Genomic DNA, 25,550 nt, shown 5'->3' with positions numbered 1-25,550 from the left:
GACTTGTGCCCCCCGGATTGCGACTCGTTTGGAACTTACACCAGGAATAACACGTTGCGTTCCCTCTCCAATGCCTCGCTCTGCCGCTTCACTCAAGAATTTTTGATGCTGCTGATCACGCTGCTGATCGGTCTCAGCCGGGCCAGCGCCGACGACCATCAAGGCTATCAGATCCAGACATTTGCCATCCGTAACGCGCGCATCGTCACAGCACCGGGGCAAGTCATTGAAAGGGGAACGATCCTTGTGGATCACGGCCGTATCGCTGCAGTGGGCCCCTCCGTTGAGATCCCCCGGGATGCCGACATCATCGAAGGGGAAGGGATGACAGTGTACCCCGGCTTCATCGATGCCGGGGCGACCGCCTTTCTGGACGACTTCAAACCAGTCCCGGTGGAAGGCCGACCATTCGATACGTCCCGCTATGCCCTCGCCGGCATGCGCAGCGACAATCGCAGCGGATTGACTCCGGAATTCTCCGTCGCCGAACACCTGAAGCTGGCAAAAGAGGATCTCGACAAGTACCGCCAGGCGGGTTTCGTCGCCGTCCACGTCCTGCCCAGTGGCCGCATCGCCAGCGGACAGGGAGCCGTCATCCGATTGGCTTCGCTGCCACGCCGTGAAGCGTTGCTGTCTCCCAGTTCGTTCGCCACGTTCCAGCTTTATGAACGAGGCGGCGACGAATACCCCTCGACCAACATGGGAATTCACGCCCACCTGCGACAGACATTCCTCGACGCCCAGCGACATCAACAGCAGCAGCGATTGTTCGCCGGGAACGCTCCGGGCATCGACCGCCCTGCCTCGGACCCCGCGCTCGACGCCTTCAACGCGATTCGCTCCGGGCAGACCCGATCACTGTTCCTCGCCGATATCCGCGATGACCATGATCGGGCTCTGAACTTCGCTGCCGAACATCAGCTTCGCATCGCCATCTGGGGGGGGAATGAAGCCCATCGATTGGTCGACCGCTTGAAGGCAACTCAGACCGACCTGATTCTGCACGTCGACTTTGGCGATGAGCCCAAGTCCGATGCCGCCAAGTCCACCGACGACGAATACGCCGATCTCCCCGAGTCACCGCAGGTCACCGCGTACAAGCGTGAACTCTGGAAACAGCGGATCGCAGGACTGGCCAAACTTCATCAGGCGGGCGTCCGTTTCGGCATTTCCTCCCGCGACGGAAAGTCACCCGAGAGCCTGCTGAAAGGTCTCCGTCAGGCGATAGCAAACGGTCTATCATCGGACGGAGCCCTCGCCGCACTCACCACGCAGCCCGCAGCGATCCTCGGCCTTGACCGGGAACTCGGAACGATCGCCGCCGGCCGCCCCGCCTACTTCATCGCCCTGACGGGCTCTTTCGATAACGACCAGTCGAAAGTCAAACACGTGGTCATTGGCGGACAGAGGTACGAATACCATAAGGACGCCAAAGCCGCCCCACCGACCAAGGCCACCGAGTCCCCCACGTTACAGGTTGCCGGAAAATGGGCCGTCGAGATCGCCTCGACCGACGCCAAGGTTCGTGGAGATCTCGAACTGACTCAATCGGAAACCAAGCTCTCCGGCCGGTTCGTCTGCGAGCAAGGGGATGGACGCATCACATCCGGATCGATCACCAAAGACGGGCTCGAGTTCGTCGTCTCGATCGGAGCCGGTGATTCCTCCGTCAGCCTGAAGTTCGAATCCACCAGCCCCGCCAGTCCCGCCAGCCCCGCCGACGCCAATCCCAACGAAACGACCCCTTCGGCTGACCCGGTGACCGACAGCCTGCGCCCCCGGCAATTGCAGGGAACAATCAAATCCCCCTTCGGGGCCCCCACGACCTGGACAGCCACCCGTATCGAGGCCCCTGCGGTGTCCCGGCCGGACGTGCAGCTTTCAGGAATCGATACCAGCGACGATCCTGCGGATTCCGAGGCGAAGGAAACCGCCACCGGTGCCAGTGCGCTGGCGCCCGCCAACAATACGGTCACCCCTGCGGCGGCTTCGTCACCGACCCCGGCCAGCCCCCACGAACAGCCGATCGAAACACCCGCTCACCGCACGGCACGGCCACTGGTTACCGGTGGAAATATCCTAATCAAGGATGGAACCATCCTCACAGGTACCGGGCTGACACTCCCCCGCACTTCGATCCTGATCAAGCAGGGAATGATTGTCGCCATCGGCGAAGACCTGCAGCCGGAACCGGGGATCACCATCATCGATGCCACCGGGCGCTTCGTCATGCCGGGGATTATCGATACCCACAGCCACATCATGATTTCCAACGGCATGGCGGGAATCAACGAAGCGACCGCGTCGATCGTCTGCGAGGTTCGCGTCCGTGACGTCATCTACACCGCAGATGCAAGCGAATACCGAGCCCTGGCTGGCGGCGTCACCACCGCTCGTTTGCTGCACGGTTCCGCCAACTGCATCGGCGGACAGGACGCCGTCGTCCAGCTCAAACACGGTACCACCGTCGAGGAACACCTCTATCCCTACGCCAACTCAGGCGTGAAATTCGCCCTGGGTGAGAACGTCAAATATCGCGGCGGCCGCTTCCCCAACACGCGACTCGGCGTCGAAGCGACACTCAACCGCGCCTTCCTTGAAGCACTCGACTATCGCCGCGTCTGGCTGGAGCATGAACAGGCCAAACGCCGAGCAGGAGGTGCCGCCGATCAATTGCTCGAACCACGCCGGGACCTGCGGCTGGAAGCACTGGTCGACCTTCTGGACCATCAGAAGTTCATCCACTCACACTGCTATCGCGCCGACGAAATCCTGATGCTGCTACGCGTGGCCGAGAATCACGGTATCCGAGTCCGCTCGCTGCAGCACGTGCTCGAAGGCTACAAAGTCGCTCCCGAGATCGTAAAGCACGGGGCCAGTTGCAGCACGTTCGCCGACTGGTGGGCTTATAAAGTCGAAGCCTTCGACGCTGTCCCCCATAATGCGGCACTGCTCCATGAAGCGGGCGCAAATGTCGTCATCAAGAGTGATGACTGGGAACTGATCCGTCATCTTTACGTCGAAGCGGCCAAGACCGTCCGTTACGGCAACATGCCGCCTGACGTCGCCCTGCAGGCGATCACACTCAATCCGGCCCGGGAACTCGGCTTGTCCGACCGACTCGGTTCAATCGAAGTCGGCAAGCAGGCTGACATTGCCATTTTCAGCGGGCACCCCTTGAGCGGTTTCTCTCGCTGTGAACAAACCCTGATCGCCGGAGAACCCTACTTCATACGTGAAAAACAGCCGAGTGTCATGAGTACCGCAGCGGTCCAGCGTTCCGCCAAACCTCCTGAACTGGTCCTGCCGAAACCGGAAGAGCGAGTCGGCAAGATCGACCTCTCTGCCGCCACCGCCCCCCGGTTCGCCATCGTCGGAGCGACGCTGCACCCCGTGGATGCTGCGGACATCCCCGATGGAGTGCTGATCGTCGATCAGGGGAAAATTGTCGAACTGGGTGCGGGTCTGCCCGTCCCTGAAGGAATTCCCGTCCTCCAGGCCACCGGCCTGCATGTGTACCCTGGACTGATTGACGCCGGAACCTCCGTGGGGCTGATCGAAATCGGCAAAGTCCGCGAAACGAGCGACCTCAGCGAGATTGGGCGTTTCCAGGCCGACCTGCGTGCCGGGATTGCCATTAATCCCGATTCAGAACTGATCCCCGTCGCGCGGACCGGAGGAATCACGAATACATTGTGCCTGCCTGCGAGAGGAGCCAACATGACCTCCCACGGCCGGGCTTATGGGGCCATCATTCCCGGCCGCACGTCACTCGTCCAATTGGCGGGCTGGACCATGCCAGAGATGGTTCTCGACATGGAATCAGGCCTGCAACTGCTGTGGCCTCACGGCGACAACCGTAAACAGGCCATCGAAGACCTGTCGAACCACCTGAAAGCCGCGCGACTCTACGACAGTGTCCGAAGTGAACCTGCCTCGACCGACAGTGCCCCATCAACCAGAGCCAATCCGCCCAAGCTGCTGGTGGATCCCCGCTTCGAAGCGCTTCGCCCGTTCGTACGAGGAGAGAAGACGATCTACATCGAAGCAGAAACAAAGCAGGAGATCACCGAAGCCCTGCACTTCGCCCGCAAAGAAAAACTCAAAATCGTTCTCTGCGGTGTCACTGACGGCTGGAAAGTCGCCGACAAGATCAAAGAAGCCAATGTTCCCGTCATCGTCGGCCCCGTGATGCGAAAACCGATCGACGACTTCGATCCCTTCGACGCTCCTTACGCGAACGCAGGCCGACTGTACGAGGCCGGAGTGAAACTCTGCTTCCGTTCTGACACGGCCTCAAACAGCCGTAACGCTCCGTTTGAAGCAGCGATGGCCGTCGCCTACGGCCTGCCAGAAGCCGAAGCTCTGCGAGGCGTCACACTCAGCTCTGCCGAGATCCTCGGTGCCGCCGACAAGCTCGGGTCGATCACGGCGGGAAAACAGGCGAACCTGCTGATCACCGACGGGTCTCCTCTGCAGCAGACAACGCAGATCAAAGGAATCCTGATCCAGGGCCAGCCCTACCAACCCGAAAGCCGCCAGACCCGCTTCTACGAAAAATACCGGGCCCGACTGAACAAGTAATTCGCCTCGCATCACTCACTGTGTAAGGCCCCCTCCGACCCAAGCGACGTGAGAAACCCATGCAGCAATCCATCGGAGCGAGAATCAAGCCGGTTCACGCTCCGATAGACGCCTCAGCGACTCCAGCCCCCCTCCTCCAGCCCCGGCCTCATCAGAGCAGCGCGCAACGCGATTCGGGCCAGCGCGGTGCAGCGGGAGTCGCGCCGTGCACCACCGGCAGGTCCGAAACCCGGCATCGCCAGCTCCGCCGGTTCCGGAATAATTCCCCCCCCACCAGTCTTGCAGTGCCGCCATCCCCACGCCACAATCCCAGACTCCACCCGGCCGAGTGGCGAAACAGGCAGACGCACAGGACTTAAAATCCTGTGGGACGAAAGTCCCGTGCGGGTTCGAGCCCCGCCTCGGCTAATAACTTACGGCGATTCTGAGGGATAACTAAAAGTCTTGATCCACGTATCATCAATGACCGCAATCAGCCGCTCCTCCAGATTTGAGCCTCGTGGGAACTAAAAGGTTGTCCACCAGCTTTCTCAGTCGCCTCGCCATGTTCACGTCACCATTGGTCATCTCCAGCGACTGGTGCTGAATAGAGCCCCTATGAATCGCTGCACCGAGCGCCGAAAACGCGACGTGCGGATTTTAGTTTTCAGACCATGGCATGTTGCCATTCTCTGTCGAGCATTCATGGCCTTTCTCGCCAGCGTCTTCTCATCGCCGTTTGGACTAGCTCACTTTGCTTTCGATCTTTGAATCTCGATGGAATACCACTCTGTGACGATGCGGTCCGACCACTTTCGTTCCGGGGTCGTTTCAACGTCGAGAATGGAAGCAGTCGGCGCGTCCTGGTCTGGACGCGCATCGATTTCAGGGACAGGAATCACGTATTTTGGGACCCCGTTGCCGGAACCGATGTGGAACGTGTGGCCCTCTTTCGTCCCAGAGATATCAAATTGCCAACGGCGCTCTTTTTGAGCCCCAATGACCAAAATCTGCTCGACATCAGTGTCACTCAACGCTTCTCTGCGAGGACTCTTCAATCGGATGGGAAACAGGATCGGCGAAATGCCTCTTGCCGTGACAACATATGCTGACCACTCGAATCCACGCGGCAGTCCCTCAACATTGTTCACATCGATTATCCTGTTTGTCTCGACCCGGAATTCGGACCGGTCGGGATCGATCACGAGGAATGAAGAAATCGATTTCTCATCACGCGCGTCCGCCGCAAGATGCAGGTCCTGCCAGACGTGATGAACTCGCATGTAGCGCTGTTGAACGTCGGCATCGCTCATCGGACGGACCGCAGCCACGAATGTCAGGAACAGGAAGACAGGATTCATAAACCTCCCTCGCGATGATTTCCGATAGGGCCGGCATCCCAACGCCGCCTGCAATCGACTTCGACGGGTATCACATCAGGGAGGGATCGGTTCGTCCAGATCAACCTGTCTCGGGTAATCGGAAGGAGACGCCGTGCAACAGAGCCGCCGCGATGGTATGAGCGTATGAGACAGCGATCCCAAGACAGTCGGCGCGGGTCACCTTTGTCATGTCATTCAATGAGCGGTTTCAATCGCTGAAAAGCAAGGGGCTGCTTCGAGGCTGTCCATTTTAGTTCAAACTTTCTTCGTCCAGATCCGTAATCAAGCTGGTTGTAGTGGGAGAGGTGAACTCTTTCTCGAAGGGAACTTCGGCTTCTGCTTCGGCGGCTGTCTCAACTTCATCTTCGGCTTTCAGCAGGACGTGAGGGATCAGGCGATGTGTTGTAATCCCCGCTTCGATCCCTTGTGGAGTCATATGATGTTCGACCCCGATAACAATCATCTTGGAACCCCCTTCGGGGACGACGATCTCGCCGACCCGTGGGACCGCCGGCGCGAACACACCGTGCAGTCGGTTCCGTGCTCCGGCCGTACAGTCAACGAGTTCCATAAAATGAGTTGCCCCGTGCCAGTTCCGTTCTGGAGGTGACGACCGCTTTAAATGGTGAAACAGGGAGTCTGGTTCTTCAATCAACTTTTCGATCGCAGCAGGAAACCGTCCCTGCATCCGGCACAGTTCGATGATCTTTCCCGCATCCGACTGATCGACATTGTCGCTCCGAAGTCGCCGCATCACATTGTTCGTATCTGAAGTGGCTTCTTCGTTCTCGATCTCCTGAAGGAATGCCTCGACTTTGGCCTGCGTCTCTTCGCTGATTCCGTAAGAATCGATCTCTGCATTCACGATACTTTCGAATCCATGCAGCAGTCCGAATATCCGGGTGGCTTCGATCGAGTCACCTCCTTCCCACCGCTCGAGTCGAAGTAATTCAGCCAGAATCAATGACGACGGAACATGATGGCTGTTCATGACTGCAACCCTTTCTGGAGAGAGACCTCGCTTGCTGCCACCCTGGACCAGACGGTCGCGGCGCTCAGTCCAAATCCTCCAAGCAAGCCTTATACCAGTCGTAAAGTCCAATCAACGGATTCGGGAGGGGGCGATGGTCCGACCTCAGGTCAAAGATGGTGACCGTCGCATCGTTTAACGAGAAACCTCTTCCACTGATGCTTTCATGCGATTCGTTGTGCCCGACACGGGTCATTGCATCGGCTGCGATTAGCGTGACGGACCTTGCATTTAACCCATGCCCCCCTGTGCTTCCTCGGCCCGATCAGGTGGAGCGGGATCACTCCCACTGCGCGCCGGCGGACCGCCCCGACGTCAAATTTGTCGTGGTGGGTGAGTTGTATAAATCGACACGGATCCACAAAGTCTTTTTGATGTGATGCGTCAGCACATCGCACTTTGAACGGTCGCGGCCAACCTCTTCGTTCGCGACCTGGACGACTTGCAGAGGAATTCCAGAGGCACCCCCGATGATGCGCCGACTTTTTTTCCTGGCCGTGATAACCGCTTCAAACAGCTTGTTCGCGGCTGACAACCAACAGGCTCAGACCACGTCGACTCCGGTGGCAATCGGGACACGACGCGAATTATTTGTGGAATCGACGCTCATTGAGCGTCTATCCGGCAAGGCCGAATTACGACTGCATGCTCCCATCGCGAGAGAAATCGTGCTGGAACACGGGGAGCCGTGGGAAGGGAGCGGCTGCGTCTATCATAGCCTCTTCAAAGATGGTGACCTCTACCGGATGTACTATGCCGCGGGACACCTCAAGGTGACGCCTCAGGGTGTCGATGCCGGGTCGCACGGCCAGGTTTGCTGTTATGCCGAAAGCGATGACGGAATTCACTGGCGTAAACCACATCTGGGACTGCATGAGTTCAACGGCAGTAAGGCGAATAACATCGTCATGGTCCAGCAGAAAGTGGGCAACGCCCTGTCCGTCCCGGGAGAGCCCGCCGTCTTCAAGGACGGAAACCCTGCGGCACCACCGGAAGCCCGCTACAAGGCGCTCCTTCCCGCTAATCGACTGCCGAACGACTACAGTCGCGGTCTGCTCGCATTTCAATCCCCCGACGGGCTGCGCTGGACTCCGATGAGCGACCAGCCGGTCATCACCGACGGCGCATTCGACTCGCAGAACCTCGCCTTCTGGGATGCCGAAAGCCAGGTTTACCGCGCTTACTGGCGTTATTTCACCAAGGGAGGCTACGACGAAAAGACCTGGGACCCGCAAGGGGATCGCGCCATCCGCACGGCGACGTCAACCGACTTTCTGAACTGGACCAACCAGGCCGACCTGGCCTACGTCGACTCCCCGTCCGAACAGCTCTACACGAATCAGGTCAAGCCCTATCATCGAGCCCCCCATCTGCTGCTGGGCTTTCCCATGCGGTATATCGAGCGGGGGCACCAGGATCCCCCGGGCCACGAGTCGCGGGTCAGTGCCACGGCGACCCACATCGCACGCTGGTCCCCTGCTCTCCGCGCCCTGCCTGAATACGAGAATCGGGTGTGGCGGTCGAGAACCAATGAACGATATGGTCGAGCGATCACCGAAGGCCTGCTGATGGCCAGCCGCGACGGTGTCACCTTTCACCGGTGGAATGAAGGCTTCCTGCGGCCGGGAATCGAACGGGACGGAACCTGGAACTATGGACATCAATGCATCGCCTGGCATCTGGTCGAAACGAAAGGGACGCTGGAGGGGGCTCCGAACGAGCTTTCCCTGTACGCAGTGGAAGGGTACTGGACCGGGAACAGTGATCAGGTGCGACGATACTCGCTCCGCCTGGATGGTTTCGTGTCGGCCTGGGCTCCGATGCGCGGCGGAGAGCTGGTGACGAAACCAATCACCTTCACAGGAAAGCAGCTCTCGCTGAATCTGGCCACCTCCGCCGCAGGAGGGATCCTGGTCGAGATTCAGAACGAACAAGGTGAACCATTTCCCGGCTTCGCTCTGAAGGACTGCGAAGAGGTCTTCGGAGACACACTGGATCGAAATGTCACCTGGAAGTCTCAGGAAAGCCTCGCCCACCTCATCGGCAAGTCCGTGCGAATTCGCTTCGTACTCCGTGACGCAGACCTCTACTCGTACCAGTTTCGGGATCAGTAATGAGACAGGCAAGAAAACCATCGAAGCGACTGGAGAAGTTCCGAAGCCCCGGCATCGAACAGCAGCGATACGCTTGAACTCTGCTTCGCTCTGCTATCTACTCAGTCAGCTCGGGTCCCGTCTTCAGGAGAATTGCCGTGCGTGAACTTGGGTTTCTGGCCATCTGCCTGTTCGTTTCCACCGGCCTGTTCGCAGGGGACTCTCCTCAATTTCGAGGTGCAGGCGGCGAAGGGCATTCGGACGAAACAGCACTACCGCTTACCTGGAGCGAGACGGACAACATTCGATGGAAGACCGACATCGCCGGTCTCGGCTGGTCGACTCCCTCGATCGCCGGAACCGAAGTCTGGCTCACCACGGCTCTTGATGAAGGAAAGTCACTACGAGTCATCTGCCTGCATCGGGACACCGGCAAGGAACTGCATAACGTCGAAGTCTTTCACCACGACGATCCCGGGCCCGTGCATGGCAAGAACAGTTATGCCTCTCCCTCCGTATTAATCGACGGGCCGCAACTGTTCGTGCACTTCGGCAAACTGGGAACAGCCTGTCTGACGCGTGGCGGAGAAATCGTCTGGAAGACAGAGCTTCAGTACAACCACCGCCACGGACCGGGCGGCAGTCCCGTCGTGTTCGATGATTTACTGATCATCGCGTGCGATGGAACCGACGTGCAGTATGTGACGGCCCTGAACAAGAAGACGGGCGAGGAAGTCTGGAAGACACCGCGCGACGGCAAAATGGCCTACTCGACTCCGCTTCTCATCGAAGTCAACGGGCAGCCGCAACTGGTCAGTACCGGGGGAGAGTGGGCGATCGGCTACGAACCGCGCACCGGCAAAGAGATCTGGCGGTTCCGGTATCCGTCCGGCTATTCCAACGTGCCGCGTCCAGTCCACGGGCAGGGTCTCGTCTTCCTCTGCTCAGGTTACGACAAGCCGTGGATTTATGCGGTTCGGCCTGACGGGACGGGTGACGTGACCGAATCACACATGGTGTGGAAGCTTGATCGCGGGGCACCGCTTAATCCCTCCCCCCTGCTCGTCGGCAACGAACTTTATCTAATCGCCGATAACGGAATTGCGACCTGCCTGGATGCGAAAACGGGAAAGCAGCACTGGCAGAAGCGACTGGGTGGCAACTTTACGTCATCGTTACTCTTTGCTGAAAACCGGATCTACCTGCTGGATGAACAGGGAAAAACCTACGTCATCGCTCCCACGAAAGAAGCGTATACCGAGCTGGCCGTCAACGAGCTTCCCGGGCGAACGCAGGCGACCATCGCGGCCGCAGATCGATCGCTATTTCTACGGACTGACACCAGACTCTATCGAATCCAGACACCGCAGTGATGCCAACAAGCATGACGAGAGGGTCAATGCACGTCTGACGCGGGAAATCAGAAACAGGCTCGCTGCGCGTGACGGCAGGCAGAATCTGCAGGCCTCGACGGAAACTCGATACCGGAACAAACACCTTGTCCGGCATCGGTCGAGTCAGGGTTTATTTCTTCGCGAGTGACTGTATCAGCTGATCGATGTCATTCTCGGGTTTGGGCACTGGGCCGAGATGCGCCACCATGCCTCGCCGGTCGATCAGGAAGACCCCGGGAAGGGTCTTGTCATTGGCAGGATTCAGTCGTCCCCAGCGCCGATGAATGCGAAGCGTTCCTTCGGGAGATTGCGGATCGATATCCGAGACGATCGGGAACGGGAATTTCCCACCGGCTCTCTCCATGGCCGCACGATTCTCCTGGGGAATGGTCGCCGTCACTCCGACCACCTTGACGTCATGTCCCTGCAGTTCGGCATAACGATCCCTCAGTCGCAGCAGATTGGTGTCCTGGTCGGCTCCGGCCTCTCCGTCGAAGAACACCACAATGATGCGGTGGCGCCCCAACCAGGAATTGAGACGAACCAGATGACTGTCCGAGTCGAGAGCATCGAATCCCGCTGCAGGACGCATGATCGTCGCTGCAGCAACCTGTTCTTCATAGCTGTGAGGCTTATCCGTAACAATTCGAGCGACCGAGACGATCGCAATCACAACTCCGAGGAAGAGCACCAGGCCGAGACGCCAGTCTTTCAAGATAATGTCCAATCCACAATCTGCTGGTCGAGCCAGGCTGGTCCGCGAGTCGTCACGAAGCCAATATGCCCCCCGTACCGTGGAGCCCGCAACAGAATCGAAGAAGAAAGCGATGTGTCCAGAAACGGCGTAAAAGGGATTACGGGATCATCTTGAGCAGCAATCAGCAGCGTCGGAACCATCACCTGGGACAGATACGAACGGGAACTGGACTTCTCGTAGTAGTCTGCCGCCGAAGCAAATCCACAAACCGGTGCGGTGAACGTTTCATCAAATTCCCGCATCGTACGAGGCGGTCGATCGAACCAACCCGCGGGAATGACCGAATCGGGCCGGGCACTCAGTCTCCGACGAACGTTCTGGATGCACGTCTTGGTGAAGTAAGCGTCGTAAGCACGTGCCAGCCCCATCCCGATGAAGTCGATCGTCAGCGAAAGATCGATCGGCGGGCAGACGGCAACGGCTCGCGAAATCCCATCCAGGGGTCCCCTTTCACCCAGAAATTTCAGAGCGATGTTCCCCCCCATTGAGAAGCCGATGAGACTCACGGGAGACCCCGGGCATAGCTCCTGCACCGCTCTCAACGTCGCCAGCAGATCGTCGGAACGACCGCTGTGGTAAGGGTACCGGGCCAGCGTCATCCCCGCGCCGCAGCCACGAAAATCCATCCGCATCGTCCGGACGCCGTGCTGACACAATTGCACGGCGATTCGCTTCATGTAAGGACTTTGATGCGAACCCGCGAGTCCATGCAACATGATGGCAACGCGATCACCGGGCTTCCATGCAACAGGGCAATCATCATGGAAGACAACTCGGTCACCGTTATCCACGCTGACCAGATGCTGCACGGTCGGCGCGGCGAACGTCAGACGATCCGTGTTCCGGCCGAACAGATAGGTTCCGGCCAGTGTCTGAACATGGCCGTTCCGAAAGATCCAGGGAGGTTGGAACGAGTCCCTCGGGCGAGCAGGTCCGTCCAGGGACGAAATTGCAGACTCGGTCGACATCGCGGACATGATTAGAAGAAATCCTCCCAAAACAAGGTCGTGTATCATCCTGACTCTGAGCAATGTCGTCTAGAGAGAGTAACGGTGAAACGCACCTCTGTTCAACCTTGTCTGGCCTGCACGGGGACCCCACACGTCCGGCTGCAACGAGGCCCCGACATCACGAACAGAGCAGCTTCCTCAAGACCAATCACGGCCCTGATCGCCCCTCTCATCACTGCCGCCGTCCGATACGTTCTGCAGAGGGACGCGGTACCGAGTGCGTCGGAGCCCCTCTGCCCCCTTGAATCATGCTCCACAAAAGAGGATTTGAACAGCCGAGTTTTCGTTTACGAAGGGGAGCTGACTGTGAAGCTGACTGTGAAACAGAGCGGCCGAGTTGGACACAAATACGAATTGTCGTTGAAACAGGAAATTTCCCGCCCCCCGGTTTGGAATCTGGCAGGGGCCATTTTAGAATTTGCCTGCTGATTCATGGACGACGTGAAACGCTTGCATCAAGAACGAAGGGCCTGCTGATGAAGTCTTTGATGGCAGTGCTGGGAACAGTCCTTTTGCTGGGACTGGTCGTCGGTCTGGGAACCGCTCGTCAGGTGATAAAAACCGGTGAAAGCTTCGTTGAAATCGGAGTTTTATCGGAAGAGACCTGGAATCGGTTCGTCGCGGATGGGAAGGAGGTCGACTCGATCTACGGCGACATCGCCCTGCGGAACGATTACCTCTCTGCCGTGATCGGCCAACCGATCGCCACCAGACACGCAAACATGACCGTAAGGGATATCGCCGGGGCGCTCATCGATCTGGCCGTTCAGTCCGCTCCCAGTGATCAACTGGCCGCGTACTATCCCGGTAAACGACGATACCCATTCCGACAAGCAGCCATCGTCAACGCCGAAGGGGCCGAAGTATCGCTCGATCAACCCTATCGTTCCGGTCAATCCGCGGCGGTGGTTCTCAAGGCCGAAGCGGGTGAGGACCGACCTGAAGCCACGGTCCGCTATCAGTTAGGTCCCCACGATCGCTTTCTGACCGTCGTGACCACGCTCACGAATCGCTCGAACAAACTGCAGTCGGTTCCGCTGGAAGATGATTTTCGCGTGGACGGCGGCAAGGAAGAAATGCTGCGGACACCTAATGGCACCGTTGATCAATTCTGGGTGGAAGACCGCTACTGGGATCAGGCCTATGGGTTAGATGCCGAAGGTTTGAAGCTGCAACTGACCAGCGATGCTCGAGTCACGGCCATCAAGTATGAACGTCCCGACGGCGCGACAAGCGTCGCATTAGAACCCGGTCAGTCCTACACGTTTCAACGTCGTCTTTATCCCGGAAAGAACCGGCTGGAAGTCAACGCAATTGCGCGGGGCCTGACTGCCGGAAATTCGACGGCACACCAACTCGTCGTACTCAACAAACGTCATCGTCCCATCCCGCGGACGCTGGTGGAATTCAAGCTGGGCAGTACCTCTTACGGGACTGCTCGAACCGACAACGATGGACGACTGAAGGTCGTGACCCCCAGCGAACCGGTCACAGTAGACCTGTCAGCCTTCGGGAACAAAATTGCGGCCAACCTGCCACTGAAGACGGATGGTCAACCCGATGTACTCACGGTCGACTTTGATCCCGGAACCGTGACGGCGACCATCACCGATGGCCAGCAGCGACTCATTCCCTGCAAGGTGGAGTTCAAACCACTCGACGGTCACTACAAACTTGACTACGGTCCGGAAAGCGGCGAGTTTGCCGTTCGGAACCTCATCTACACCCCCAACGGTAAATTCCAGAGACTGATCCCCCCCGGTAAGTATGCGGTCACGATCAGCCACGGCCCCGAATTTGACGCGGTGTTCACGGAACTCGACATCTCGCCCGGTGAATCGGCCTCTCTGGTCGCGTCGCTTTCCCGTACGGTCGAGACGCCGGGATGGGTCAGCAGTGATTTTCACAGCCACAGCAGCCCTTCGGGTGACAACACCTCCAGCCAGTTAGGTCGCGTTCTGAATCTGGTGGCCGAGCATATCGAGTTTGCCCCCTGCACAGAGCACAACCGGGTCAGTACCTACCAGCCACACATCGACCGGTTGGGGATCGGTTCGCAAATGATGACAGTCTCGGGGATCGAACTGACCGGCCTGCCCCTGCCACTGAACCATCAGAACGCCTTCCCGATCAAACTGGTTGAGCGAACGCAGGACGGAGGGGGACCTGTGACCGGCCCTGATCTCGAATCGCAGATTGAGCGTCTGGTCCTGCATGATGGACGCAGCGAGAAACTGCTGCAGGTTAACCACCCGGACCTCGGGTGGATGTTTTACGACAAAGACGGAGACGGCAAACCTGATTCTGGTTTTGAACGCGCCTTCCCCTTCATGGATGTGGTTGAAATTCATCCGATCGACCATGTTCTGGAACTCGGCCCGATCGTCCAGCGAGGGACTCGGCAGCAGCCAAACACGATCTTCAACTGGCTCCAGTTGCTGAATCAGGGATTCCGGATCTACGGCGTCGTCAACACCGACTCACACTACAACTTCCACGGATCGGGCTGGTTACGCAACTGGGTCCAGTCATCGACGGATGATCCTGCGAAAATTGATCCCATGGAGATGGTCCGTTCCGCTGAACGGGGACGCCTGGTGATGTCGAACGGTCCTTACCTTGAGGTCCAAGCTCACGAATCAGGTCGCTCTGAGCTTCACGTCTCTGGTGAAGACTTGAAAGCCCCCAGCGGACGGGTGTCTCTGAAGGTTCGTGTGCAGTGTCCCAACTGGCTCGACGTCGACCGATTGTTCGTCCTCGTCAATGGACGTGTCCATGAGCAGCATAACTACTCACGCGAGAAAACCCCCGATGCCTTCCGGGGTGGAGTTGTGAAGTTCGAACGAACGCTCGACCTGGAGATATCGTCCGATGCTCACATCATCGTGGCAACCGGAAACACTCAAGGAAAACTAACAAACATTTACGCTACAGACGTCGGGAATGCGCGTCCTGCCGCAATGACGAACCCGATCTTTGTTGACGTCAACGGGGACGGATTCCAGGCGAACAAAGACACACTGGACGTTCCACTTCCCACCAAGTTCTCCAGGTAAGCGGCCCTGCACCACCGACCTCGCTGGCTGCAGGCCCCCCATCGGCCCCGGCGCGGACGGTCCCAAACATGATGATCCGAAGGGCGATTCCCTCACTCCTTTGACTTGGACAAGTTCATGAGACGAATACCGTGCTTGCGCGTTTACCAGACGTCTGTCGGCTTCGGCATCATCGTGTTGACCATGGGATTACTGGGACACCACCGGATGTCAGTCGCTGCCGAGGGTGTGAAGGAATTGGGTCCACCGGTCGACGTCAGTTTCATCGCCCGCCTGGATGGAACAGAGCAGCGTTACGTGATTCAGAAGCCACGTGATTCTCGCGAAGATCAGCCGTACAGCCTGCTGATCGCGTTGCACGGTCACGGGTCAGACCGCTGGCAGTTTGTGAACGATGGGCGGGGTGAATGTCGTGCTGCGCGCGATGCCGCCGCGCAGCATCAGATGATCTACGTCTCTCCCGACTATCGTGCCAGAACATCCTGGATGGGCCCCGCCGCCGAAGCAGACATGCTGCAAATCATTGACGATCTTCACCAGCAATTTCGTATTGAAAAAGTGATCGTCAGTGGTGGATCCATGGGAGGAACATCTGCCATGATCTTCGCAGCACTCCATCCAGAAGTGGTCGACGGTGCGGTCAGTCTGAACGGGACCTCGAACATGGCCGAGTACGAGGGATTCCCCAAAGAAATTGCCGAGTCTTACGGCGGAACGAAAGCCGATGTTCCTGCGGTCTATCGGGCACGCTCGGCCGAACTGTTTCCAGAACGACTGACAATGCCCGTGTCATTCACCACGGGAGGACGGGATACTCTTGTTCCGCCCGACAGCACACTGCGGTTGGCCGCGGCGATGAAGGATCGGGGGGCACCTGTCAATCTGCTTCACCGGCCTGAAGGGGGGCATGATTCCAGTTACGAAGATTCGCTCCAGGCCTTTGAGTATGTGATCAACAAGGCGCTGGCGGTCCCCGAGTTAACGCCTCGCATCACGCTCAAAGAAGGCCCCGTGAAGGTCGTTTGCCTGGGTGATAGCGTTACCGGTGTTTACTACCATACCGGCGGACGCCGCGCGTACCCGGAAATGCTGGAGGTCGGACTCCGGAAGATTCTGTCTCGCGAAGACATCACTGTCATCAACGCGGGGATCAGCGGCAACACCACACAGGACGGACTGAACCGTCTCGACACTGACGTGCTCGCTCATCATCCACAGATCGTCACGATCAGCTTCGGATTGAACGACGTCACCCGGATCCCCCTCGAGACATTCCGGGCCAACCTTGAGTTACTGACGAAACGATGCCGCGATGCGGGTAGCGAGGTGATCCTCTGCACCCCCAACTCCGTGATTACGACTGCGAGTCGCCCGATCGAAAAACTGCTCACCTACTGTGACACCATTCGCGCTGTAGGACGAGAAATGAACGCCCCCGTTTGCGACCAGCATCTCAGCGGGACAAAGCTCCTCAGACGAGCACCCTGGACCTGGCGTCTCACGCTAAGCGACGAGATTCACCCCAATATGGCCGGCCATAAGAGAATGGCAGAAGAACTCTGCCGAACAATTACGGGCAAGGGAGTCTCTCTCGATCAAGTGGGGCCACTCCATCCGTCCCTGCCTCGTCTCGCGTCGCTGCTGAAAGAAGACCGGCCCATCAAGGTCCTGGCGATGGCACCTTACAACGAGCTGATCGGCAACGCGATCAAGAACCTGAAGCCCACCGCACAAGTGGAGGTCAGTGGCTGGGAACCCAAGGGCAAATCGATCGCGGCCCTGGAAGCCGAGTCCAAAGCGCTCGTCCGGAATCTCAAACCCGATCTCGTGCTCCTGGCCGTGCCACGAAGTGCGTCTGCGAAAGTCGACGAGGAATTCGTACGCAATTTCTCATGGATCATGAACTGGGCACTCAGCTTCGCTCATCAAGAGTGGGACTGCATCGTTATTCATCCCTCGGTCGCTGACCCCGACTCGAAGGGGTCGACAGACGAGACTTATCGTCAACTGGTACACGCTCAGGATCTGGGACTGATCGATCGGAAACCCGATGACCGCGCGACGGCCGCAGAACTACTCTCGAACGGAATCAAACAGGCGGTCGAGTAACCGGAAACACCGATGTAGCAGGGATACAGTGCGCCGCGGACATTCCAGGCGTTTGGAAGACTGCTTCCCAAGGACGGGATGCGTCGAAAAAAAGAATCCTTTCCTGACAACCCTCAAGTAGACCGCCCGTTTGAATGCTGTCGCGATCACGGGGTTCCGCTGGCGATGCCGCGGTTCGCTTCCTGTCGGACGGCTTGAAGAAACGAAGGAAGCGGAAACGGTCACGCCCACCCCTGAGGCCGTCTCGGTACGGGGTGACCGAGGTGAAGCAACGACCGGCCTGCAGAGCGAGTCGGCGCGCGATCAGCCCGCTTCTAACTGAGCAATCACTGAGTCGGGAATATTAAAATTCGCCGTCACGCTCTGCACATCGTCGTGATCTTCGAGCAGTTCCATCAACTTCAGGACAGCTCGAGCCGCTTCGACATCGAGATCCACCGTGTTGGAGGCGACACGCATCACTTCCGCCGATTCGGTAGGAATCTTGGCCGTTTCGAGGGCAGTCGTCACCGTTTGAAAAGCATCAGGAGTACAACTGACTTCAAACATGTCACCAACCTGCTGCACATCGGATGCTCCCGCCTCCAGAGCAACCTCGAACAGCTGGTCTTCGGCAACGGCTTTCGTCGGAATCTGGATAATTCCTTTGCGTTCGAACAGATACGCGACGCACCCCGTGCTGCCCAGGTTTCCGCCGTTCACTTCGAATATCTTACGAATTTCGCCCGCAGTCCGGTTCCGATTTTCCGTCAGAATTTCGCAGAGAATGGCCACACCATTTGGCCCATAACCTTCGTAAATGACCTCGTCATAGGTTTCGGTCTCAAGTTCCCCGGTCCCCTTTTTGACCGCCCGGTCGATCGTGTCGTTCGGCATCGAGGCCTTGCGGGCGCGGTCGATTGCGTAGCGTAACGCCAGGTTCGCGGCAGGATCACCGCCGCCGCGACGTGCAGCCACGATGATGTAACGTGAGAGCTTGCCGAAGAGTTTTCCTCGTTTTTTATCAACAAGGCCCTTCTTGAACGCGATATTCGCCCAGTGGGAATGTCCTGCCATATTTGGTTAAGTCAGATTCGAAGTAATGCGAGGGGTAAGGGCGCACCCGGAATGGTCTCGGGTGCAGAACGGGTCGGGCGAGAGAATAATCTGCTCGGCAAGCAGTCTCAACCCCGGTAACAGCAGACTCGCAGGTTCAGGGTGAGCCCTTCTCTGCTGGCTTGGGTCGTGACTGAGCTCCGTGCTGTTTCAGCTTCTCCCGAATCCGTTCCATCAGCTCTACGTCAGGAGAATTTTCTTCTTCGGAATGCTCAAGGGCCGTCTGCCAGGCTTCAATGGCCTTTTCCGTCTGCATGGCTTTCAACAAGACATCACCCAGATGATCCCATAGGGTTGCGTCGCCGCCGAAACTGTTTTGAGTGGCCTGCTCCAGAGGCGGAATGGCCTCTTCAATTCGGTCCAGCTTGAACAAGACCCAGCCCAGGCTGTCCAGGTACGCCGGATTCTCCGGCTCGGCCTGCAGGGCTTTGCGAATCATTTTCTCGGCCCGTTCCAGGTTCTTGCCCTGCTCGGCCCATAAATAACCCAGGTCGTTGTTCGCCTGCGAACTTTCAGGATCCATTTCCAGGACCTTTTCGAGGATTTCCTCTCCCTTGCGCATCTCACCCTTCTGAACGTAAACGTTCGAGAGGCTGAACTGGGCACGAGTGATGACTTCGGGGACATCCGGGAAATCCGTCATCACCTGCTCCAGCTTGAGGAGGGCTTCATCCCAGCGGCGGGCATGGGTGTAGATCCCCGATTCAAACAGGCGAAATTCGTAGTTGTCGTCATCCAGTTGAATCGCTTTTGTGATCGCTTCGAGGGCTTTGTCAATCTGATTGTCTCGCGTCAACACTTGCGTCAGCGAGAAGTAGGTCCAGGCCCTCCCTTTTTCCGTCAACTGACCGGACTCGAGGATTTCGTGGTAGGCCTCAGCAGCGACGCGATATTTACGCAGGCGGGCCATTGTGTCCGCAAACTCGATCTGAGTGGCGATCTTCGGCCGATTCGGGCTGGGAGGAAGTGACAGTGCCAACTGGAAGAACTCTTCTGATGCATCCGCCTCTTTCAAGGCAGCCGCCAGCTTGGCCAGCAGAATGGCTTCATCGAGCTTCAGTTCGCCTGCTTTGGCACGTGTTCGGCCCGACTCAATCAACATGGCGACGAGCGCCTTGTCTTCGGCCAAGGCTTTCACTTCGGACTCCAGCGACGCAATCGCTTCTTCACCCCGAGCCATACCGCGACCGAGTGCGTCAAGCAGATCATCCGACTTCTGCATTTTTCGTAAGACACGAGCGAGTCCTGCATACCCCGATGCGTCCCCGCCACTTTGCAGCATGGTGTCGTAGATCTTCCGGGCACGCTCCAGCTCGTTTACGTCCGTCAGACGTTCCGCCAGGTAATACTGGAGCGCGACGTTCTGTGCGTCATTCTCTGCCAGCGTTTCCAGGCGTCCGATCAATTCGTCGGATTTATTGAGCTTCTCGAGAATCTCAGCCAGCAGTCGATAGGCGTCACGCCCCTTCGACGTCCGCTGCGCATCAAAGTACTTCTGGAGTTCCGCAAGAGCCTCTTCAGGCTTGTCTGAAAGCAGGAGAACTCGCGCCCGGTTATATGCCAGATTACCAGCACCTTGCCGGGTCGTTCCGGCCAGTTCAAATGCTTCGAGCGCAGGTTTCAGGCGATCGCCGTCGAGCAGAATCTGCCCAATTCTCTCGTAGGTTGAAGTGGGATCAGCCAGCAGGCTCTTTTTGGCGCGGGAATCGAGACCGTACTTTTCCGGATCTTTGATGGCGTCAAACAGAATTTCGTAACAGTCCGCCGCCGATTCCTTCTGTCCGGTAACGGCATACAACAGGCCAAGACTCTTGTTGAGTCCCACATATTCCGGAGAGGTCTTGAGAATTCGAGGCGATTTAATCGCTTGCTCCAGGTGCTTGATGGCTTCTGGAAGCTGCCCGGAAATCGCCGCCTGCCGAGCGAGCAGTTGCAGGATTTCAACGTCATCCGGATCGAGTTGAACGGCCTTGGATGCATAACGAACGGCCGCTTCCAGGTTCTCGTGCTGCAATTCCAGCGGAACCAGTTCCCGGTAGATTTCGACCGCTTCGGGATCGAGTTTCACCGCTTTTCGGAAGGCGTTCAAAGCCTTGCGAGGCTCGTTTCGATGTGTTGAGTCGAGGAGTCGCCCCGTCATGTACCACGACAAGGCTTCATTGCGGGCGGTAATTGCGGCGGAACGAGGCACCAGGGGCTTCAGCGGCAGAGCGACATCATCCGATTCCTGCTGCTGATAGCCTTTGACATCAGGTGACTCTGCCGTCGAAGAAGGAGATTCGGCCTGCGGCTTCTGGGGTTCATCCTGCGACAAGGCTGGCTTCGTCAGACCGAAGGCAAGAAGTCCCACAAGCCCTACTCGATACCGAAGTAAATTGCTCATCGCCCAATCTCCTCGCAATCCGATTTGATGATATTCAGTATTCGTTCTTCCGTGTGATTGGGAAGCCTGCTCGAGTTGATTTACCTTAATTCGCACAGGGAAAACGATGCCAAATACCGCTCGTTCAGCGACTCTTCTTGACCGGCTTCTTCGCAGCCGCAGCCTTTTCGACAACTGCGGGGGCTTTGGCCGCAACGGCCTTCTTGGTCGCCGGCTTAGCCGCGGCCGCTGTGTCTGCTTTGGAAGTCTTGGCAGCTGCTGCCGGTGCCGGTGCAGCCGTCGCAGCGACTTTCTTGGCGGCACTCGCCTTAACCGGCTTCTCGAGGCCATTCTTGAACAGACTCACCAGCCGATCCGCAGCCGTGTCGGTGTCGTACCCTCCTTCTGGAGGTGGGTACTTCGCAGGATCAAACGCCGGTTGCAGCGACTGATCACCGGCGACACAACGCATCGTGAAAACGAAAGTCTCCACCTCCGCCTTGCGGACGGCGGCTTTCATCATCTCGCCAATTTGTTCAGGCGTCTGACTCGGTACCGCCAGACCAAGCCAAATCAGCAGACGGGCCAAGGCTGGATCGATCGGGATCAGGTGGGCCCCCGTGACTTCATGCAAGGTGTAGTCACGCACAAACGGCGACAGATCCTTGATCTTCGCCAGTTGTTTTGTAGCCAGGTCGAGCGTCTTCTTCCGAAGGTTCTCGAACTCGAAAGAGTAAGACTTATCAAACACAAACTTGAGGACCGAAATGACACGGAAAGCGCGCCATTCAGAAGCGGTCTGGCCCGCAAAGGCCCGTTCGATTTCGCCGACGCTGCTGACCCGCACTTCGTTCAGATCAGGAAATTCGGAAAATAACCGCTGGAAGGAGAGGTCTGCTTCCTCGACCGTTGAGTCCTCAAGACAAATGGCATACAGCATCGTTTCCAGGACAGGTTTGTTTCCCTTCGGGATCTGGACCTTGTACTGTTTTTTGATGATTGGAAACAGCTTCTTGAGAAGCGCTGCCCGATCGGACGCCTTGGCACGGGACGCTGCTACCATGGGCTTGTCTCAACTCCGTTCTGGAACCATCTACGACGAACTTTGATTACCGCAAGTCGGCACTTCCCGACTCGCTCTCGTCGTCAACATCGTCGGTATCACTCTCATCATCGTCGCCTTCGTCGTCGTCAGATTCGGCGGTGTTGCTGTCGAACTCGGACTCTTCCGAATCAACCGCGCCTGCAACACCGTTCTCGTCTGGCATCACTTGACGCAACGTCTGAGATGTTTCTGCACTGAACTTCACACCAGGATCGAGGACAAACTTCAACACAGGAGTGTTCTTGGTCTGCAATCGATCCGCGACCTTCGCCTGAATATAGCCTCGCGCCGATTCGAGGCCGTGCATCGTGAGGGACTGGGCTTTCGCATCCCCCATGATTGAGACGTACACCTTGGCATTGCGTAGATCACCACTCACTTCTGCCCGCAAGACAGTGACGTTCTTCACACGTGGATCCCGAAGTCCGACGAGAATCGTCATGCTGACCGATTCTCGAATCGCTTCTGCAGCTTTGGCAACGCGACGCGTGTTCATGAAACCCCAAACTATCGATCGACAGGACCGCCGTGGTGACGGCAAAAAATACCATACGCCTCAAGTCGCGAAGACTATTCCAGCTTTCGTTTGACCTCTTCGATCTTGAACGCCTCAAGCAAGTCACCTTCCTTGACGTCGTTATAGTTCTCGAGACGAATACCGCATTCCATCCCTTCACGAACTTCGCGAGCATCTTCCTTCTCACGCTTCAGCGAAGCGATGTTGTAGGTATTGATGACACGCTGCTCGCGGATCAGATGAATCCGGCTGGAACGTTCGATGGTCCCATTGAGCACGCGACAGCCCGCGATGGTACCAAACCGCGTGATGCTGAAGGTTCGCAGCACGATCGCTCGACCGGTTGCCACTTCCTTCTGCTCGGGCTTCAGCATTCCTTCGAGAATCTTGCGAATCTCGTCCATCACCTCGTAGATGATGTTGTAACGCCTAATCTCGACACCTTCCTGCTGCGCCAGCAGTTGAGCCCGATCTTCCGCAATCACATGGAAGGCAAAAATCACAGCATTCGAAGCGGATGCCAGATAAACATCGCTTTCGTTCACCCCACCGACACCCTGGTGCAACAGCTTGACGCGAACTTCCGGATGCTCAAACTTGTTGAGTTCGCTGCGAATTGCTTCCAGCGATCCCGGAGTATCCGCTTTGACGATCACGGCCAGATCGCGAATCTCGCCCTCGGTTGTCGCATTGAGGATATCCTCGAGCGTTCGCTTGCCACCCATATTCGCCAGAACGGTTGCTCGCCCCTTTGAGCGACGCTCTTCAGCCGCTTCGCGAGCCGCGTCAACGTCTGGCAGAACCAGGAATTGCTCACCCGCACCCGGTACGATGTCCAGACCGGCGATCTTCACTGGCGTCGAAGGCAGAGCTTCGGTCAGTTCTTCATCACGCTCGTTGTACATGGCTCGGATTCGGCCATAGGCACCGCCACACAGGACAACATCGCCAACGCGGAGCGTTCCTCGCTGAACGATCAGCCATGCCAGTGGACCGCGACCTTCATCACGGAATGCTTCCAGGCAGGCACCCGAAGCAGGACGGTTGGGATTAGCGGTGAACTCATGAAGCTCGGCCGTCAACAACAGCGTATCGAGCAGTTCAGGCAATCCCTGGCCGGTCAGACCCGAGGTTCGGATTACTTCGACGTCACCACCCCATTCGGCCGCGAGCACGTTATGCGACGACAACTCCGTCAACACACGCTGTTCATTTCGCTCGGGCAGGTCGACCTTGTTCATGGCAACGACCAACGGAACCCCGGCGGCACGTGCGTGCGAAATACACTCGACCGTCTGAGGCATCACGCCATCGTTAGCCGCCACCACGAGAACGACGATGTCTGTCACGTGTGCACCGCGAGCACGCATTTCACCGAAGGCAGCGTGACCAGGTGTATCCACAAAGGTCAGCTTACGACCGTTGTGTTCGATCTGGTAGGCCGCGATGTGCTGGGTGATTCCACCATGTTCAGACGCAGCGACGTTCGCAGAACGCAGTTTATCGACCAGCGTCGTCTTACCATGGTCGACATGCCCCAGAATCGTAATGATCGGAGGACGAACCTGAAGATCTTCCGGCTTGTCTTCACCTTCAACGACTTCAGTCACTTCGTCCTCGATCGTTTTCGGACGGTGGATCTGCAGATCGACACCCAGTTCCAGGCAAACCTCGACAGCAACGTCTTCTTCGAGAGCGGAGTTGATGGTGACCATGTCACCTCGTTGCCACAGAATCTGCATAATCGATTTCGCAGGTCGTCCGATTCCTTCCGACAACGAACGAACGGTCAACGGAAGTTCGAGTTCGGCGGTCGACTTGAGCGGCACTGGCCCCGAGCGACGCTGTGGCTTCGGCCGTACACGCGATCCCCGGCCACCGCGATCTTCGTCTTCATCGATGTCCTTCAGCGTGACTTTGCGTCGCTGGTTACGGGCATCCTGAAGAGACGCACCACCGACGTGCTTCTTGACCTTGCCGTCATCCGGTTCGTCGTCACCAATCTTCTTCTTCGTAGTCGTGGTTTCAGCACGCTTGCGAACAATCGGCCCGAGCGGTGCATCCTTTGGCGGACCGTCAGCATTGAAACGCTGGGTCGGTCGCTGCGGTGCCGCCTCTTCCGGCTTGGGAGCCTTCATCGACGGAGGAGCTTTGAATCGCGGAATCTCAGCGATCAACGGCGCGACGGTCTTGGCCTTCTTTGCAGAGGCAGACCCCTTCGCTCCACCCATCTCATTCGTACCACGAGACACCATGACACGCATGGATTTCTGTGGGGGAACAGGGGCGGCGAAGTCCGAACGGGGCGCCGGCGGCGGCGACAATACCGGCCGTTCTTCGGCGGCAGGAGTCGGACGACTTTTAGGAGGAGCAGATGGGGGTTCTACAACAGGTTTCGCGACTGCGACCACGGGCGGAAGCTCTGGAGGTAATTCGGGGATCGGCTTTGGGGCCACGACAGGCGCAACCGGCGCCGACTTCTTCTCCAAGACAGGAGCGGGTTGCGTGGGTACTTCAACTTTTTCTTCGACAACCGGTGGGGTTGGAGGAGTTACGACAGGCGGCGCCGGTGGTACCGGGGCCGGTGCGATCTCTTCCGTCGGCTGCACAGGTTCTTCAACTTGCGGCTCAACTGGCGGCTTGGGTGGAACCGATTCAGAGGGGCGAGATCGAGGTACCATCAGCGGTGGCTTGGCACCCATGACTCGGATCGGCCGCGATTTCACGGCAAGATCGGCAACCGGCTCACGCGTCGCTGCCACAGGGGGCGGAGCTGCGGCCGGGGCTGCCGCCACGGGGGGCGCAGCGGTAGTGGAGCCACTCGACCGAATAATCTCCATCACCCGATCGCGCTCTTCTGGCGAAATGCTCGCCAAGGCGGAGTTCTTGATCGTAATTCCTGCCTTCGTGCAGAAATCAATCAAAATCTTGCTGTCGATATCAAGCTCTTTGGCAAGAGCGAAGATCCGGATTTTCAAACGCGAGTCCTTCGTGGGGAAAAGCCCGACCGGTAGTCCCGGCGTGTCTGCAACAACAAAGAGTTCCGCCGGAACACGACGTACGCACTCCGACACCCC

Annotated in this window: 15 protein-coding genes and 1 tRNA gene; 6 read left to right on the top strand and 10 right to left on the bottom strand. The window is 57.8% G+C overall.

The genetic code is table 11. The features are described 5' to 3' along the window. The first annotated feature begins 54 nt into the window (after positions 1–54). Positions 55–4,584: an amidohydrolase family protein gene (locus ACGY09_RS19040; protein ID WP_397568988.1), complete on the top strand. Its 4,530-nt coding sequence runs from the start codon at positions 55–57 to the stop codon at positions 4,582–4,584. Between the two features lie 113 nt (positions 4,585–4,697). Here ACGY09_RS19040 and ACGY09_RS19035 read toward each other — a convergent pair whose 3' ends face one another. Continuing rightward, a complete protein-coding gene (locus ACGY09_RS19035; protein ID WP_397568987.1) occupies positions 4,698–4,934 on the bottom strand; it encodes a hypothetical protein in 237 nt (78 codons plus the stop codon). Between ACGY09_RS19035 and ACGY09_RS19030 the strand changes: the two genes are divergently transcribed. After that, positions 4,907–4,992, top strand: a tRNA-Leu gene (locus ACGY09_RS19030). The genes ACGY09_RS19035 and ACGY09_RS19030 overlap by 28 nt on opposite strands. A gap of 320 nt (positions 4,993–5,312) precedes the next feature. On the opposite strand, the gene ACGY09_RS19025 is transcribed toward ACGY09_RS19030, so the two are convergent. Further along, positions 5,313–5,924 carry a hypothetical protein gene (locus ACGY09_RS19025; RefSeq protein WP_397568986.1) on the bottom strand — a complete coding sequence of 204 codons (612 nt, stop codon included), beginning with the start codon at positions 5,922–5,924 and terminating at the stop codon, positions 5,313–5,315. A 271-nt stretch (positions 5,925–6,195) separates the two neighbouring features. Beyond that, positions 6,196–6,936, bottom strand: a complete 741-nt coding sequence (locus ACGY09_RS19020; protein ID WP_397568985.1) for a hypothetical protein — start codon at positions 6,934–6,936, stop codon at positions 6,196–6,198. A 509-nt stretch (positions 6,937–7,445) separates the two neighbouring features. Here ACGY09_RS19020 and ACGY09_RS19015 point away from each other — a divergent pair. Together ACGY09_RS19015 and ACGY09_RS19010 are read left to right on the top strand one after the other, a co-directional pair. Next, entirely contained in the window at positions 7,446–9,089 is a 1,644-nt protein-coding gene (locus ACGY09_RS19015) for a hypothetical protein (RefSeq protein ID WP_397568984.1), read from the top strand. A 137-nt stretch (positions 9,090–9,226) separates the two neighbouring features. Then, on the top strand, positions 9,227–10,441 hold the full coding sequence (locus ACGY09_RS19010; protein ID WP_397568983.1) for a PQQ-binding-like beta-propeller repeat protein: 1,215 nt from the start codon (positions 9,227–9,229) through the stop codon (positions 10,439–10,441). 151 nt (positions 10,442–10,592) lie between these two features. Here the strand turns inward: ACGY09_RS19010 and ACGY09_RS19005 are convergent, their stop codons facing one another. Further along, positions 10,593–11,177, bottom strand: coding sequence for a redoxin domain-containing protein (locus ACGY09_RS19005; RefSeq protein ID WP_397568982.1), 585 nt, complete (start codon positions 11,175–11,177; stop codon positions 10,593–10,595). Beyond that, entirely contained in the window at positions 11,174–12,196 is a 1,023-nt protein-coding gene (locus ACGY09_RS19000) for a YheT family hydrolase (RefSeq protein WP_397568981.1), read from the bottom strand. The genes ACGY09_RS19005 and ACGY09_RS19000 overlap by 4 nt, the downstream gene beginning before the upstream one ends. 509 nt (positions 12,197–12,705) lie before the next feature. Between ACGY09_RS19000 and ACGY09_RS18995 the strand changes: the two genes are divergently transcribed. Continuing rightward, positions 12,706–15,285, top strand: a complete 2,580-nt coding sequence (locus ACGY09_RS18995) for a CehA/McbA family metallohydrolase (protein ID WP_397568980.1) — start codon at positions 12,706–12,708, stop codon at positions 15,283–15,285. A 117-nt stretch (positions 15,286–15,402) separates the two neighbouring features. After that, positions 15,403–17,394 carry an alpha/beta fold hydrolase gene (locus tag ACGY09_RS18990; protein ID WP_397568979.1) on the top strand — a complete coding sequence of 664 codons (1,992 nt, stop codon included), beginning with the start codon at positions 15,403–15,405 and terminating at the stop codon, positions 17,392–17,394. Between the two features lie 303 nt (positions 17,395–17,697). Here ACGY09_RS18990 and ACGY09_RS18985 read toward each other — a convergent pair whose 3' ends face one another. The 5 genes from ACGY09_RS18985 to infB form a co-directional block, all read right to left on the bottom strand. Further along, positions 17,698–18,450, bottom strand: coding sequence for a YebC/PmpR family DNA-binding transcriptional regulator (locus tag ACGY09_RS18985; protein ID WP_397568978.1), 753 nt, complete (start codon positions 18,448–18,450; stop codon positions 17,698–17,700). Between the two features lie 136 nt (positions 18,451–18,586). Further along, positions 18,587–20,872, bottom strand: a complete 2,286-nt coding sequence (locus ACGY09_RS18980) for a tetratricopeptide repeat protein (protein WP_397568977.1) — start codon at positions 20,870–20,872, stop codon at positions 18,587–18,589. A 124-nt stretch (positions 20,873–20,996) separates the two neighbouring features. After that, positions 20,997–21,914 (bottom strand): hypothetical protein, encoded by a 918-nt coding sequence (locus ACGY09_RS18975; RefSeq protein WP_397568976.1) that lies wholly within the window; start codon positions 21,912–21,914, stop codon positions 20,997–20,999. Between the two features lie 46 nt (positions 21,915–21,960). Next, complete coding sequence (rbfA, locus tag ACGY09_RS18970) at positions 21,961–22,452, bottom strand: 30S ribosome-binding factor RbfA (RefSeq protein WP_373653398.1); 492 nt, start codon at positions 22,450–22,452, stop codon at positions 21,961–21,963. 74 nt (positions 22,453–22,526) lie between these two features. Further along, on the bottom strand, positions 22,527–25,451 hold the full coding sequence (gene infB, locus ACGY09_RS18965) for a translation initiation factor IF-2 (protein WP_397568975.1): 2,925 nt from the start codon (positions 25,449–25,451) through the stop codon (positions 22,527–22,529). Between the last annotated feature and the right edge of the window lie 99 nt (positions 25,452–25,550).

Origin of the sequence: Schlesneria sphaerica, assembly GCF_044336245.1 — a bacterium.
GTDB lineage: Bacteria > Planctomycetota > Planctomycetia > Planctomycetales > Planctomycetaceae > Schlesneria > Schlesneria sphaerica.
The sequence above is the reverse complement of the archived record's forward strand: the minus strand, read 5'-3'. Positions and strand labels throughout refer to the sequence as shown.